Source organism: Mesorhizobium sp. LNJC394B00 (assembly GCF_000502555.1).
Classification (GTDB): domain Bacteria; phylum Pseudomonadota; class Alphaproteobacteria; order Rhizobiales; family Rhizobiaceae; genus Mesorhizobium.
The window spans coordinates 70,143-84,164 of record NZ_AYWH01000010.1 but is presented as its reverse complement, the minus strand read 5'-3'; the positions used below and the strand labels follow the sequence as shown (position 1 = coordinate 84,164).

Genomic DNA, 14,022 nt, shown 5'->3' with positions numbered 1-14,022 from the left:
GCCGGCATCCTCTCCCCGTATAGTGACGGAGAGGGGGACGCTCTCGCCCAACACTTCGCCAATCGCCGGCGGCGTCCCAACAAGCCCCTTCTCCCCGTCACTATACGGGGAGAAGGTCCCGGCAGGGGGATGAGGGGCGGCGCCAAGCCTTAATAATTGACGCCGGCTAACAACACGCCGGATATCAGCCGGGAAAGAGGAAGGAGGAGGAACTATGCGCTACCAGAACGCCACGGCCTATCGCTTCCTCACGCCCTACCTCCTGATCTTCGCCATCTTCTGGGTGTGGCCGATCATCTCCTCGTTCATGATTTCCTTCCAGGCGACGCGCACGGTGCCCTGGCGCTTTGCGCCGACGTTCAACTGGGGCCGCCTGATCGGCGACCCCGCTTTCTTCAACGCGCTGAAGAACACGCTGCTCATCCTCGTGATCCAGGTGCCGGTGATGATCTCGCTGGCGATCGTCATGGCGGTGCTGCTGAACTCGCCGCTGCTGAAAGCACGTGGCCTCTACCGCTTCGCCTTCTTCGCTCCGGTGGTGGTCGGCGAGGTCGCCTATTCCGCCGTGTTCCGGCTGATGTTCAATCTCGATTTCGGCATCATCAACAAATTGCTCGCCGGCGTCGGCCTGTCCAAGATCGACTGGTTCTCCAACGTCACACCGGCCATGGCGCTGATCATGATCGCGGTGACCTGGCGCTGGGCCGGCTACAACGCCATCATCCTGCTCGCCGGCCTGCAGTCGATCCCCGAGGATGTCTATGAGGCGGCGACGCTCGACCGCGTCAGCAAGCTCAAGCAGTTCTTCTACATAACGCTGCCGCTGCTCAAGCCGGTCATCGTGTTTTGCGCCGTGCTGTCGATCATCGGCACCATGCAGCTTTTCACCGAACCGTTCCTGATCACCGAGCGCGGCGGTCCCGGCGGCGGCACCGAGACGCTCGGCCTCTTGCTTTACCGCCAGGGCTTCCGTTCGCTCAATTTCGGCTATGCCTCGGCCGTCGCCTACACCATGGCGGGCTTGGCAATCGCCATCACGCTGGTGCAGCTGTGGCTGACACGAGAGCCGAAATGAGAGGGGCGCCGAAATGAGTTCGCTCTCGCAACGCCGGCTCGGCCGCAGCGTCCTGCTGCATCTGGTCCTGACGCCGCTGGCGGTGATCTGGCTGTTTCCGCTATGGATGATGGTGGTGTTTTCGACCATGCCCGATAACGGCATTTTCAGCCCCGGCATCGAGCTTCTGCCGCACGGCAATTTCGTCGACAATTTCAACAACCTGCAGCGCGACACCAATTTCATCGGCGCTATCGGTATTTCGGTGGCGGTGGCGGTGACCTACACCTTCTTCTCGGTGCTGCTGACCTCGATGGCCGGCTGGGCGCTCGCCCGCTATCAGTTCTTCGGCAAGGGCGCGGTGGTGGCGATCATCCTCGGCACCATCACGCTGCCCTATGCGGTGGTGCTGATCCCGCAATTCATCATGGTGGCGCGCGACTTCCAGCTCGCCAACACCTGGATTGCGTTGATCGTGCCACCCTTGTTCAATTCGCTGGGCGTGCTGTTCATGCGCCAGGCTTTCTCGATGATGCCGGCCGACCTTTTCGACGCCGCGCGAGTCGAAGGCGTCAAGGAATGGCGTATCTTCCTGTTCGTCGCTTTGCCGCTGGCGCGGCCGATGCTGGCGGCGCTCGCCATCATTCTGTTCCTCGCCTCGTGGAACAATTATCTCTGGCCGCTTTTGATCAACAGCCAGCCCGGCGCGATGACGGCCCCTGTGGCGCTCGGCACGCTGATCGGCCTGACCAAGGTCTCATGGGGGGGCATCATGGCCGGCGCCGTCATGCTGACCGTACCGATGCTGGTCGTCTTCGTGCTGCTGCAGCGCCATTTCATCGCCGGCATCGCCGCCGGCGCCGTCAAGTAGGGACAACAGCGATATGGCGGCAGTCACCCTCACCAATGTCGTAAAACGCTTCGGCGTCTATGAGATTATCCATGACGCCAACATCGATATCGCCGATGGCGAGTTCGTCGTCTTCGTAGGCCCGTCGGGTTGTGGAAAATCGACGCTGCTCAGGATGATCGCCGGGCTGGAGGATATCAGCGGCGGCGAGATCGCCATTGGCGGCAAGGTGATGAACGATGTCGAGCCGGCCGAGCGCGGCATCGCCATGGTGTTCCAGTCCTACGCGCTCTACCCGCACATGAGTGTCGAGCAGAATCTGAGCTTTGGCCTCAGGATGACCGGCAACCCCAAGGAGGACACCGAGCGGCGGGTGAAGCGGGCCTCCGAAATCCTGCGCATCACAGAGTTGATGGCGCGGCGGCCGAGGCAATTGTCCGGCGGCCAGCGCCAGCGCGTCGCCATTGGCCGCGCCATCGTGCGCGAACCGCAAGTCTTCCTGTTCGACGAGCCGTTGAGCAATCTCGACGCCGAGCTGCGCGTCCAGATGCGGGTCGAGATCTCGCGCCTGCACAAGGAGCTCGGCACGACGATGATCTATGTCACCCACGACCAGACCGAAGCGATGACGCTGGCCGACCGGATCGTCGTGCTGCGCGGCGGCCATGTCGAGCAGATCGGCCGGCCGCTCGATCTCTACGACAATCCCGACAACCAGTTCGTCGCCGGCTTTGTAGGCTCGCCGAAGATGAATTTCATCAAGGGCCGCGTCGTCGGGCGCAACACGAGCAGCGTCACCGTCGAGCTGGTAGGCGAGGAAAAGACCCGCATTATGCAACCGTTGACCGGCGCCGTGCCAGAAACAGGAGCCAAGGTCATTGTCGGCGTGCGGCCCGAACATTTCGGCAATGGCGGCGAAGGCGAAGCCGACCTCACCGTCGGCATCGACGTGGTCGAGCATCTCGGCGGCACCAGCTTCATCTATGCCAGGACCGCCCATGGCGAAGACCTGGTGATCCAGCGCGACGCGGCAAAGGTCCCCGACACCCAGGAGATCACCGTGTCCATCCGCAAATCCTATCTGTTCGATGAAGACGGCCAGCGGCTGCGCTGAGCGCTTCCAGCCTTGCAAGGAGAATGATCATGACTGCAACCGCGCCCCTCCGCTGGGGGATACTTGGGCCCGGCGACATCGCCAAAGCGTTCGCCCGCGGCGTGGCAGGCTCGCGCACCGGCACGATCGTGGCGCTCGGCGCCCGCAATCCCGGCAAGGCAGGCCTGGCCGAGACGTTTCCCGGCGCCCGCATCCTCGACGGTTACGACGCGCTGCTCGCCGACCCCGAGGTCGACGCCGTCTATATCGCCATCCCGCATCCCGGCCATGCCGAATGGGGAATCAAGGCGGCGGAAGCCGGCAAGCATGTGCTGTGCGAAAAGCCGCTGGCGCTGACCGCCTTCGAGGCCGACGCCATGATCCATGCCGCGCGCAAGGCCGGCACCTTCCTCGGCGAAGCCTTCATGTACCGCCTGCACCCGCAGACGGCGAAGCTGGTCGAGGTGATCCAGTCGGGCGTCATTGGCGATGTCAGGCTGATCAAGTCGAGCTTCGGCTTCGCCATGCCGGGCTTCATGCCCGAGCACCGGCTCTACGCCAACGATCTCGCCGGTGGCGGCATTCTCGACGTCGGCGGCTATCCCGTCTCCATGGTGCGGCTGATCGCGGGCGCTGCCACAGGCAAACCCTTCGCCGAGCCGGACAAGGTTGTCGGCACCGCCCATCTCGGCAAGTCCGGCGTCGACGAATGGGCCTCGGCGCTGCTGCATTTTCCCGGTGGAATCGTTGCCGAGGTATCCTGCAGCATCTCGCTCAAACAGGACAATGTCCTGCGCATCCTCGGCACCAAGGGCCGCATCGAGGTGCCGGATTTCTGGTTCGCCGGCGGCGGCAACCGCGATGGCGGCCCTGGCCGGATCGATGTAATTCTCGCCGACGACACGCGCGAGACCATCAGCCTCAACGAAACCCGCCATCTCTATTCCTTTGAGGTCGACGCCGCCGGCGAGGCGATCCTGGCCGGCAAACAGGAATTCGCCTGGCCGGGCATGGGCTGGGCCGACAGTCTCGGCACGCTGCGTGTGCTCGACAAATGGCGCGCTGCCGTAGGGCTCGAATATGAAATCGAAAAGCCGGCTAAGCGAACCAACACCCTTTCGGGCCGGCCGCTGCGCACCGGCGGCACCGCCATCGGCAAGCGCAAGATTCCGGGCCTGTCGAAGCCGGCCTCCGTGGTGGCGCTCGGCTTCGAGGATTTCCGCACCTTCTCGTCGGGCGCAATCCTGCTCGACGCCTTCTTCGAGGCCGGCGGCAATCTGTTCGACACCGGCTATGTCTACGGCGCCGGCTACACCGAAACGCTGCTTGGCCAGTGGCTCAGGAATCGCGGCGTGCGCGAGCAGTCGGTGATCATCGCCAAGGGCGCGCACTCGCCGCTCTGTTATCCCGATGTCATCGGCAAGCAGCTCGCCCAGTCGTTGGACCGGCTGCAGACCGACCATGTCGACCTCTATTTCATGCACCGCGACAACCCCGATGTGCCGGTCGGCGAATTCGTCGATGCGATGGACGCCGAGGTCAAGGCCGGCCGCATCCGTGGCCCGTTCGGCGGCTCGAACTGGACGATGGCGCGCATGGACGAGGCGATTGCCTATGCCGAGCGCACCGGCAAGCAGAAGCCCGGCGTGCTCTCCAACAATTTCTCGCTGGCCGAGATGCTGGAGCCGATCTGGGCCGGCTGCATCACCTCGTCCACCGACGACTGGAAATCCTGGCTGACGAAAAGGCAGATGCCCAACTTCGCCTGGTCGAGCCAGGGCCGCGGCTTCTTCACCGACCGCGCCGGCCGCGACAAGCAGGACAATGAGGAGCTGGTGCGGGTCTGGTATTCGGAGAAGAATTTCGGCCGCCGCGACCGCGCCATCGAGCTGGCGCAGCGCCTGGGCAAAAGTCCGATCCACATCGCGCTCGCCTATGTGCTGGCGCAGCCTTTTCCGTCGGTGCCGTTGATCGGCCCGCGCACGCTGGACGAGTTGGAGGACAGTTTGAAGGCGCTGGATATCAAGCTGTCGGCGGAGGATGTGGCGTGGCTGGATAGCGGGCCGGAAAGGCGGCGGGCTTAGCAGCTAATCTCCCCCCTTGAGGGGGAGATGTCGCCGAAGGCGACAGAGGGGGTCGCCTCGCGTGGAGCGCTAACCTCCTTCTGCAGCGGCAGGTAGGCCGAGCCCAGTCGAACGACCCCCTCTGGCCTGCCGGCCATCTCCCCCGCAAGGGGGGAGATTAGCAGCTCATGCGTTCCACCTACCGATCGATCCGTGTCGACAAAATAATCGACGACGACGTCCGCTCGACCCCGTCCATCGCCCCGATCTCGTCCAGCAACGCATCCAGATCCCTGATCGACGGCGCGTCGACGATGACGATCATGTCGAAATTGCCGCTCACCGAGTGCAGCGTCCGTACCGGCGGCAGCGCCTGCAGCGCCCGCACCACCTTGTCGGCGAGCTTGGGCGTGACGGTGAGCAGCACATGCGCCCGCACAAGCCCCTGCTCGTAGTCCGGCGCCATCCGCACGCCATAGCCGGTGATGATGCCGCGCTGTTCCAGCCGCTCGATCCGGCTCTGCACCGTCGTGCGCGAAACGCCGAGCTGGCGCGCCAGCTCAGTGGTCGACGCGCGGGCATTGGCGCGCAGCAGGGAAAGCAGTTTTTGTTCGGCGTCACTGAGCATTTCGACGAACCTCGTCGGCGTATCGTTCAATTGCAGGGTTCATTTCGAACGATCCCACGCTTCCTTTCGACAGGCAAGCTGCGATTCTTGAAGGCATCGCGTCCACCGCGCGGCGGTCTGGGCCAAAGAGTTTTCACGAGGGGCAAGGTCATGAAGAAAATCATCGTCGTCGGCGCCGGCAAGATCGGCTCCACCATTGCAGGCATGCTCGCCGACAGCGGCGACTACCACGTCACCGTTATCGACCGCGCGGCGGCGCAGCTTGCCGCGGCCGAACTTCCCGCCGGCGTCGAGGGGCTGGAGCTCGATATCGCAGCGCCGGGCGCACTCGAGGCCGCCCTTGCCGGCGCCTTCGCCGTGCTGAGCGCCGCCCCCTTCCATTTGACCACGCGCATCGCCGAAGCGGCCGCCGCCACCGGCGTGCACTATCTCGATTTGACCGAGGATGTCGTCTCGACCCGCCGCGTCAAGGAGCTGGCCAAGTCGGGCAACAGCGCCTTCATTCCGCAATGTGGCCTGGCGCCGGGCTTCATCTCGATCGTCGCCAACGATCTCGCCAGCCGCTTCGACACGCTGGAAAGCGTTCGCATGCGCGTCGGCGCGCTGCCGCAATACCCGTCCAATGCGCTGAACTACAATCTGACCTGGAGCACCGACGGCGTCATCAACGAATATTGCGAACCCTGCGAGGCGATCGTCGAGGGCGAGCTGATCGAGGTGCCGCCGCTGGAGGAGCGCGAAGAGTTCTCGCTCGACGGCGTCACCTATGAGGCCTTCAACACCTCTGGCGGTCTCGGCACGCTGGCCGAGACGCTGAAGGGCAAGGTGCGCACGCTGAACTACCGCACCATCCGCTATTCCGGCCACGCGGCGATCATGAAGGCGCTGCTCAACGATCTCGGCCTGCGCCACCGCCGCGACGTGCTGAAGGACATTTTCGAGAGCGCCCTGCCGGCAACGCTGCAGGACGTGGTCATCGTCTTCGTCACCGTCTCGGGCCGCCGCAATGGCCGCCTGCTGCAGGAAACCTACGCCAACAAGATCTATTCGCAGCGCATTGGCAGCCAGGTGCGCAGCGCAATCCAGATCACCACTGCCTCAGGCATCTGCGCCGTGCTCGACATGCTGGCCGACGGCACCTTGCCGGCGACCGGTTTCGTCAAGCAGGAAGACATCGCGCTGGATGCGTTTCTCGCCAATCGTTTTGGGCGCGCTTATGCGCAGCACGAGATGGTGAGCCGGCTGGCGAGCTGAGCTACTTCACCCTCCCCCTTGTGGGGAGGGTCGGCGCGCAATCGGAGCGAAGCGGAGATGGCGAGACGGGGTGGGGGGTGAGCGCCGACGGTTGGCGAGGACCCCCACCCTGCTCCGCTCCGCGATCGACCCTCCCCACAAGGGGGAGGGTAAAGCGCCCGCTACTTCCGCAGAGCCATCGGTCGTCCGAGCAGAAACCGGATGAAGTTGCCCGCGGTCCGCGGCGCCATGCGGGGCTGCGTCGCCTGTCGTGGCGCGCTTTGCCTTCGCGCTGGCACCTTGGGTTCGACACCCGGTCGGCCCACCGTGAAGGAGGGCCCCGAGACCGGCTTCCCCCTCAACACGTTGGCGGCGTTGTTGTCATGGATGACGATGCACCATTGCGCGCCCTTCGATGCCGCCACGACGGTGTTGAAGCGCGTCGCCATTTTTGCGTGGTGCTCGCTGTAGACGCCGCTCATCGCCGGCGATCTCCTTTCGACCAGCGTGCCGAACGCCGACGTGACATAGTCGTGGTGCGTGTAGCGTCCGCTTGCCGTCTCGAAATTCTGGCCGTCCGGAAAGGCAATGTAGAGCGGCTGCAGGTCCACCACACGCTTTTCGATCTCCCGGCGCGCGTAGTGGTCGACGCGCTCCATGAAGGTCGGCGCCAGCGCGTCGTCGCTGTCGAGCCGCGTTAGCGAGACATACTCGGCATCGCTGTCGTCGTGGACGAAAGCATTGAAGCGATTGTTGTAATCGTCGCCGGCCTCGACAAGGATCGGCCTGACGTCGACACCGGCCACGCAGCTGCACACGGTGCGAATATAGTTCTCGTGCGTATCGGCATCGAACGCCACAAGGACGGTAAAATCCTTCAGCGACTGGCCTTCGAGCGACGACGCGCAATAGGTGTCGAACAACGCCAGGCGCTCGACCAGCCAGACCGGGTCGAGATTGGCGCGGCCCTTTCCGTCCCACTGGCTTGGCTTGAAGCCAGCGGCGATGTTGTAGCGTATGGCGATGTATTTCTTCAGGCCGGTGTCCATGGACCGACACTTAGTACATTCCGCTGATCTGCGACAACCAACGGCTGGGCGGCCACCCTCCCCCTTGTGGGGAGGGTCGGCTCGCGGTCGGAGCGAAGCGGAGATGGCGAGACGGGGTGGGGGTGAGCGCTGACGGTCGGCGAGGACCCCCACCCCGCTCCGCTACGCGGATCGACCCTCCCCACAAGGGGGAGGGTAAGCGCACTTCAAATATGCAGCGCGTGGCCCAGCGCCTTCAGCGCCGCTTCCTGGAAGCCTTCGCCTTGCGTCGGATGCGCATGGATGGTCCCGGCGATATCCTCCAGCCGCGCGCCCATTTCCAGCGCCAGGCCGAACGCCGCCGCCAGTTCCGACACGCCTTGCCCGACCGCCTGGATGCCCAGCACCAGATGGTTGTCCGCGCGGGCGACAACACGAACAAACCCGTCCTCGCCGAGTTTCGTCATCGCCCGGCCGTTGGCGGCGAAGGGGAACTGGCCGATCTTGATTTCGCCTGAAGCCTTCGCCTCCTCCGGCGTTAGCCCTGCCGTCACCAGCTCCGGATCGGTGAAGCAGACGGCCGGGATCGAGCGCTTGTCCCAGCTGCGCTTGTGGCCGGCGACGATCTCGGCCACCATTTCGCCTTGCGCCATCGCCCGGTGCGCCAGCATCGGCTCGCCGGTGACGTCGCCAATGGCATAGATGCCGCGCATCGAGCTGCGGCACTGGTCGTCGATCTTGATGAACTTGCCGGCCACGTCGAGATCGATCTGATCGAGGCCCCAGCCCTCCGTCACCGGCTTGCGGCCGACCGTGACCAGGATCTTGTCTGCCGCGATTTTGGTGCTCTTGCCGTCCGCGGTCTCGACCAGCAGCGCGTCGCCCTTGACCCCCTTGGCCTTGGCGCCAAGCATCACCTCGACGCCGATCTGGGCCAGCCGTTTCACCACCGGCCGGGTCAGTTCCGCATCATACTGCGCCAGCACGCGCGGCAGCGCCTCGACCACGGTCACCGCGGCGCCCATTTTGGCGAACGCCATGCCGAGTTCCAGCCCGATATAGCCGCCGCCGACCACGGCGAGCTTTTTCGGCACCTCGCCGAGAGCCAGCGCTTCTGTGGATGAAATCACCGGGCCGCCGAACGGCAGGAACGGCAGTTCCACCGTCGCCGAGCCGGTGGCGATCACAACCGTTTCGGCGCGGATGATCTGGGTGCCGGTCTCGGTCTCGACCGCGACGGTCTTGCCGTCGCGGAACGTCGCCCAGCCATAGACGGTCTTGACCTTGGCCTTCTTCAGTAGCCCGGCAACGCCCCCGGTCAGCCGGCTAACAATGCCGTCCTTCCACGCAACCGTCTTGCCGAGATCGAGCACGGGCGCTGCTACCGAGATGCCGAGCGGACTGCTGCCGCCGGCCATATGCGCGACCTTCTCGAACTCTTCCGCCGCATGGATCATCGCCTTGGACGGGATGCAGCCGACATTGAGACAGGTGCCGCCCGGTTTGCCGGCTTCAACGATCACCGTATCGATGCCGAGCTGGCCGGCACGGATAGCGCAGACGTAGCCGCCGGGCCCGGCGCCGATGACCAGCAGCTTGCAGGAGATTTCTTTCATGGCGTGACCCTTTGATGCGAGGGAATGTTCCGTCGCGATCCTTCGCGCCCCCCTCTGTCCTGCCGGACATCTCCCCCACGAGGGGGGAGATCAGCAGCTTCTTCGCTTCGCTCATTCCTGCAACGATGGAGATTGGCGAAACCCTGCGTGACGTCCAATCTCCCCCCTTGTGGGGGAGATGGCTGGTAAGGCAGAGGGGGGCGCTGTCCCGCCGTCATCTCGGTCGTTCCGCCCCTCAATCCACAAATATCAGCGCTGGCGTCTCAATCAGCGCCTTGATCCGCTGCACAAACACCGCCGCATCCCAGCCGTCGACCACCCGGTGATCGAAGCTCGACGACAGGTTCATCATCTTGCGCGGGATGAACTTGGTGCCGTCCCAGACCGGCCGCACCATCATCTTGTTGACGCCGACGATCGCCACCTCAGGATGATTGATGACCGGCGTCGTCGCCACGCCGCCCATGGCGCCGAGCGAGGTAATGGTGATGGTCGATCCCGACAGCTCGTCGCGGCTGGCCGTGCCGGACTTCGCCGCTTCGGCCAGGCGGTTGAGCTCGGCCGCGCAATCCCAGAGGTCGCGCGCCTCGGCGTGCTTGACCACCGGCACCACCAGGCCCGACGGCGTCTGCGCGGCAATGCCGATATGGACGCCGCCATGCTGATGGATGATGCCGGCCTCGTCGTCGAACAGCGCGTTGATGTTGGGCTGGTCGGCAATCGCCTTGACCATCGCCCGCATCAGGAACGGCAGCAGCGTCAGCTTCGGCCTCTCCACACCCTTGCGCTTTTCCTTGTTGAGCGCCGCGCGCAACTCCTCGAGTGCTGTGACGTCGATCTCCTCGACATAGGTGATGTGCGGGATGCGTGACTTCGCCAGCGACATTTTTTCGGCGATCTTGCGCCGCAGTCCGATGACCTTGATATCCTCGACGCTGTCATTGCGCGCCAGACCCGACGCCTTCGCTACCTGCGGTCCGCGTGCCAGGAATGCCTCGATATCTTCGTGGCTGATGCGGCCGGCAGGGCCGGTACCCGACACCTGGCGCAGATCGATCCCCGCCTCCTTCGCCCTGAGCCGGATGGCGGGCGACGCCAGGGGCTTTTCGCCCTCCGGGCGCGGCGCGCCGGTGGGTGCCGCACCTTTAGATGTCGGCGCAGTACCCCCACCCCTGGCCCCTCCCCACAAGGGGGAGGGGGATTCAGTCTCAGCTGCCCGTGCGCTTTTGGCTGCTGGTGCAGGTGGTGGCGACTTGGCGTCGGATTTCGTGGCCGAAACGCCTCCCTCTTGTGGGGGTCCGGAGGACGGGCGAGACCCGTGGCTCGCCCCGGCAGGGGTGGGGGTCGGTGCCGCCGTGACCTCTGACGATTTCGAGCCTTCGCCGACATTGCCCTCCCCCGCCACTTTCAGCCGCACGATCGGCGAGCCGATCGCCACCGTGTCGCCGATCTCCGCGCCCAGCCACAGGATCTCGCCATCGACCGGCGAAGGTATTTCCACCGTCGCCTTGTCGGTCATCACGGCGGCAAGCACCGAGTCCTCGCGCACGAGGTCGCCGACCTTGACGTGCCACTCCACAAGTTCGGCCTCGGCGACGCCTTCGCCGACATCCGGCAGCTTGATGATGTGTTCGCCCATCCCTAGGCTCCCATGGTTTCGAGAAGCGCGCGGCCGACACGGGCCGGCCCCGGGAAATAGTCCCATTCCTGCGCATGCGGGTAGGGCGTGTCCCAACCGGTGACGCGCGCCACCGGCGCTTCCAGATGGTAGAAACAATTTTCCTGCACCAGCGCCGACAGCTCGGCGCCGAAGCCGGAGGTCAGTGTCGCCTCGTGCACGACGACGCAGCGTCCGGTCTTCTTCACCGAAGCGACTATCGCGTCGAGATCGAGCGGCAGCAGGGTCCGCAAATCGATGATCTCGGCATCGATGCCGGTTTCTTCCACAGCCGCCTGCGCGACATAGACCATGGTGCCGTAGGCGAGCACGGTGACGGCCGAGCCCGCCCGGCGGATCGCCGCCGTGCCGAGCGGCACCGTGTAATGGCCGTCGGCGACCTCGCCCAGTTCATGCTTCGACCATGGCGTCACCGGTCGGTCGTGATGGCCATCGAACGGTCCGTTATAGAGCCGCTTCGGCTCCAGAAAAATCACCGGATCGGGATCCTCGATCGCCGCGATCAGCAGTCCCTTGGCGTCGTGCGGATTGGACGGCACCACCGTCTTCAGCCCCGACACATGGGTGAACAGCGCTTCCGGGCTCTGGCTGTGCGTCTGGCCGCCAAAGATGCCGCCGCCGGTCGGCATGCGGACAACGATCGGGCAGGTGAAATCGCCGTTCGAGCGGTAGCGCAGGCGTGCTGCTTCCTGCGTCAGCTGGTCGTACGCCGGGTACATGTAGTCGGCAAACTGAATTTCCACGCATGGCTTCAGCCCGTAGGCGGCCATGCCGATGGCCGAGCCGACAATACCGGATTCGTTGATCGGCGCATCGAAGCAGCGGCTCTTGCCGTACTTCGCTTGCAGGCCTGCCGTGCAGCGGAAGACACCCCCGAAGAAGCCGACATCCTCGCCATAGACGATGACGCGTTCGTCGCGCGCCATCGACACGTCCATGGCGTCGCGGATCGCCTCGATCATGGTCCGTCTCGGCATGGTCAGACTCCCGCCTGCTGGCGCTGGCGCCTGAGATGCGGCGGCATCTCGGCAAACACGCCCTCGAACATCTCGCGCGTCGACGGCTTGCCGCCGGCATGCAGCGTGCCGTGGCCTTCAGCTTCCTTCTGCGCCGCGATCACCGTGTCGAGGATTTCGGCTTCCGCCTGGGCATGGCGCTCATCCGACCAGACCCCGCGCAGGATCAGATGGTTCTTCAGCCGCATCACCGGATCACCGAGCGGCCAGGCGTCGGATTCGGTTTTCGGCCGGTAGGCCGACGGATCGTCCGAGCTCGAATGCGCGCCGGCACGGTAGGTGACATATTCGATCAGCGTCGGCCCGAGGTTCTGCCGCGCCCGCTCCGCGGCCCATTTGGCCACGGCATGAACGGCGAGATAGTCGTTGCCGTCGACGCGCAACGCCGGAATACCGAAGCCGAGGCCGCGCGCGGCAAAGGTGCCGGAGCCGCCACGCGCAATGCCTTGAAACGTCGAGATCGCCCACTGGTTGTTGACGACGTTGAGGATGACCGGCGCCTTGTACGTCGAGGCGAACACCAGTGCGGAATGGAAATCGGATTCGGCCGTCGAGCCGTCGCCGATCCACGCCGCCGCGATTTTCGAATCGTTGCTGATAGCGGAAGCCATCGCCCAGCCGACCGCCTGGATGTATTGCGTCGCCAGATTGCCGGAGATCGAGAAGAAGCCATGCTCCTTCGACGAATACATGATCGGCAGCTGCCGCCCTTTGAGCGGATCGGCCTCGTTGGAATAGATCTGGTTCATCATCGTGACCATCGGATAGCCGTCGGCGATGAGCAGGCCGGCTTGCCGATAGGTCGGGAAATTCATGTCGCCTGGCGCCAGCGCCTTGCGGAAAGCGCAGCTCACCGCCTCTTCGCCCAGATGCTGCATGTAGAACGAGGTCTTGCCCTGGCGCTGCGCCATCTGCATGCGCGCATCGAAGCTGCGCAGCGTCATCATGTGGCGCAACCCCTCGAGCAGCTCCTCGTCGGTGAGCAGCCCGGCCCACGGCCCGACCGCCTCACCGGTGCGGTTGAGCACACGGATGATGGAAAACGCCATGTCGCGGATTGTGCGCGGATCGACATCGATGTCCGGTCGCGGCACCGAGCCCGCCTTGGGGATAGGCACGTTGGAGAAGTCGGGCGTTCCGCCCGGCCGCACTTCCGGCTCCGGCACATGAAACCGCAACATCCCAGCATCGGTCATGACCATGGTCCTCCCATTTGCTGCGGTGATATTTGCACATCCGCGCGCCCGGCACAGCGCCAATTCATGGGGCGCCGCAACCCATCCGGCGTCACGGCCGGCAGGCGACCGCAAGATGCAGATATGTCGGCGAAATTTCTTGTCGATGTTGGGGAGCGGCGCGCAATTAGGCGCAAAGTTTTGCAGGATTTCCAGCAGATAGTCACTTCACGGCTTCCGGGAGGGATGAAGCACCAAGGTCGGCGAACTGGCGCTTTCCTCTCCCCCGTCGATCGGGGGAGAGGTGTCGAGCGAAGCTCGACGGAGTGGGGGGTCGACCCTTGAGCGCAAGCGAGCAATGCGCTCAGTGCCGTTCCTTTGTCCGTTCGCGGCGATTGCCAGGTGGTTCCCCCACTCCGTCTCGGCTTCGCCGAGCCACCTCTCCCCCCTCCGGAGGGAGAGGAAAGGAGCCCCTGTCCGAACCGGATAGATAGGTAACAGAATGGACCGATAGCATGGGTGACAGTTTTCTTGTCCGCCGGAGNGAACTGGCGCTTTCCTCTCCCCCGTCGATCGGGGGAGAGGTGT

At 64.6% G+C, this 14,022-nt stretch carries 11 protein-coding genes; 5 read left to right on the top strand and 6 right to left on the bottom strand.

Annotated features, from left to right (window positions below):
• The first annotated feature begins 214 nt into the window (after positions 1 to 214).
• Genes X751_RS139025 through X751_RS139040 form a run of 4 tightly spaced genes read left to right on the top strand, consistent with a single transcriptional unit; the run spans position 215 to position 5,081 of the window.
• Complete coding sequence (locus X751_RS139025; RefSeq protein WP_023745911.1) at positions 215 to 1,075, top strand: sugar ABC transporter permease; 861 nt, start codon at positions 215 to 217, stop codon at positions 1,073 to 1,075.
• Between the two features lie 13 nt (positions 1,076 to 1,088).
• A complete protein-coding gene (locus X751_RS139030; protein WP_023745910.1) occupies positions 1,089 to 1,925 on the top strand; it encodes a carbohydrate ABC transporter permease in 837 nt (278 codons plus the stop codon).
• Between the two features lie 13 nt (positions 1,926 to 1,938).
• A complete protein-coding gene (gene ugpC / locus X751_RS139035) occupies positions 1,939 to 3,018 on the top strand; it encodes a sn-glycerol-3-phosphate ABC transporter ATP-binding protein UgpC (RefSeq protein ID WP_023745909.1) in 1,080 nt (359 codons plus the stop codon).
• Positions 3,019 to 3,047: 29 nt separating this feature from the next.
• Positions 3,048 to 5,081, top strand: coding sequence for an aldo/keto reductase (locus tag X751_RS139040; RefSeq protein ID WP_023698108.1), 2,034 nt, complete (start codon positions 3,048 to 3,050; stop codon positions 5,079 to 5,081).
• A 178-nt stretch (positions 5,082 to 5,259) separates the two neighbouring features.
• Here X751_RS139040 and X751_RS139045 read toward each other — a convergent pair whose 3' ends face one another.
• Positions 5,260 to 5,688, bottom strand: a complete 429-nt coding sequence (locus tag X751_RS139045; protein WP_023672167.1) for an Lrp/AsnC family transcriptional regulator — start codon at positions 5,686 to 5,688, stop codon at positions 5,260 to 5,262.
• A 150-nt stretch (positions 5,689 to 5,838) separates the two neighbouring features.
• Between X751_RS139045 and X751_RS139050 the strand changes: the two genes are divergently transcribed.
• The gene (locus tag X751_RS139050) at positions 5,839 to 6,942 is read left to right on the top strand and encodes a saccharopine dehydrogenase family protein (RefSeq protein WP_023745908.1); all 1,104 of its coding nucleotides are present in this window, start codon (positions 5,839 to 5,841) and stop codon (positions 6,940 to 6,942) included.
• A 161-nt stretch (positions 6,943 to 7,103) separates the two neighbouring features.
• Here the strand turns inward: X751_RS139050 and X751_RS139055 are convergent, their stop codons facing one another.
• The 5 genes from X751_RS139055 to X751_RS139075 form a co-directional block, all read right to left on the bottom strand.
• Entirely contained in the window at positions 7,104 to 7,970 is an 867-nt protein-coding gene (locus tag X751_RS139055; protein ID WP_023702534.1) for a glycosyltransferase, read from the bottom strand.
• 206 nt (positions 7,971 to 8,176) lie between these two features.
• Positions 8,177 to 9,565, bottom strand: a complete 1,389-nt coding sequence (gene lpdA, locus X751_RS139060; protein ID WP_023710314.1) for a dihydrolipoyl dehydrogenase — start codon at positions 9,563 to 9,565, stop codon at positions 8,177 to 8,179.
• Between the two features lie 235 nt (positions 9,566 to 9,800).
• The gene (locus X751_RS139065) at positions 9,801 to 11,204 is read right to left on the bottom strand and encodes a dihydrolipoamide acetyltransferase family protein (RefSeq protein ID WP_023745907.1); all 1,404 of its coding nucleotides are present in this window, start codon (positions 11,202 to 11,204) and stop codon (positions 9,801 to 9,803) included.
• 2 nt (positions 11,205 to 11,206) lie between these two features.
• Positions 11,207 to 12,220, bottom strand: coding sequence for an alpha-ketoacid dehydrogenase subunit beta (locus X751_RS139070; protein ID WP_023745906.1), 1,014 nt, complete (start codon positions 12,218 to 12,220; stop codon positions 11,207 to 11,209).
• A gap of 2 nt (positions 12,221 to 12,222) precedes the next feature.
• Positions 12,223 to 13,455 (bottom strand): 3-methyl-2-oxobutanoate dehydrogenase (2-methylpropanoyl-transferring) subunit alpha, encoded by a 1,233-nt coding sequence (locus X751_RS139075; RefSeq protein ID WP_023672172.1) that lies wholly within the window; start codon positions 13,453 to 13,455, stop codon positions 12,223 to 12,225.
• Positions 13,456 to 14,022 lie beyond the last annotated feature (567 nt).

Excerpts from the sequence above, each read along its gene's own strand:
- X751_RS139025 (WP_023745911.1), top strand. The coding sequence starts at position 215 with ATGCGCTACCAGAACGCCACGGCCTATCGCTTCCTCACGCCCTACCTC.
- X751_RS139030 (WP_023745910.1), top strand. The coding sequence starts at position 1,089 with ATGAGTTCGCTCTCGCAACGCCGGCTCGGCCGCAGCGTCCTGCTGCAT.
- ugpC (WP_023745909.1), top strand. The coding sequence starts at position 1,939 with ATGGCGGCAGTCACCCTCACCAATGTCGTAAAACGCTTCGGCGTCTAT.
- X751_RS139040 (WP_023698108.1), top strand. The coding sequence starts at position 3,048 with ATGACTGCAACCGCGCCCCTCCGCTGGGGGATACTTGGGCCCGGCGAC.
- X751_RS139045 (WP_023672167.1), bottom strand. The coding sequence starts at position 5,688 with ATGCTCAGTGACGCCGAACAAAAACTGCTTTCCCTGCTGCGCGCCAAT.
- X751_RS139050 (WP_023745908.1), top strand. The coding sequence starts at position 5,839 with ATGAAGAAAATCATCGTCGTCGGCGCCGGCAAGATCGGCTCCACCATT.
- X751_RS139055 (WP_023702534.1), bottom strand. The coding sequence starts at position 7,970 with ATGGACACCGGCCTGAAGAAATACATCGCCATACGCTACAACATCGCC.
- lpdA (WP_023710314.1), bottom strand. The coding sequence starts at position 9,565 with ATGAAAGAAATCTCCTGCAAGCTGCTGGTCATCGGCGCCGGGCCCGGC.
- X751_RS139065 (WP_023745907.1), bottom strand. The coding sequence starts at position 11,204 with ATGGGCGAACACATCATCAAGCTGCCGGATGTCGGCGAAGGCGTCGCC.
- X751_RS139070 (WP_023745906.1), bottom strand. The coding sequence starts at position 12,220 with ATGCCGAGACGGACCATGATCGAGGCGATCCGCGACGCCATGGACGTG.
- X751_RS139075 (WP_023672172.1), bottom strand. The coding sequence starts at position 13,455 with ATGACCGATGCTGGGATGTTGCGGTTTCATGTGCCGGAGCCGGAAGTG.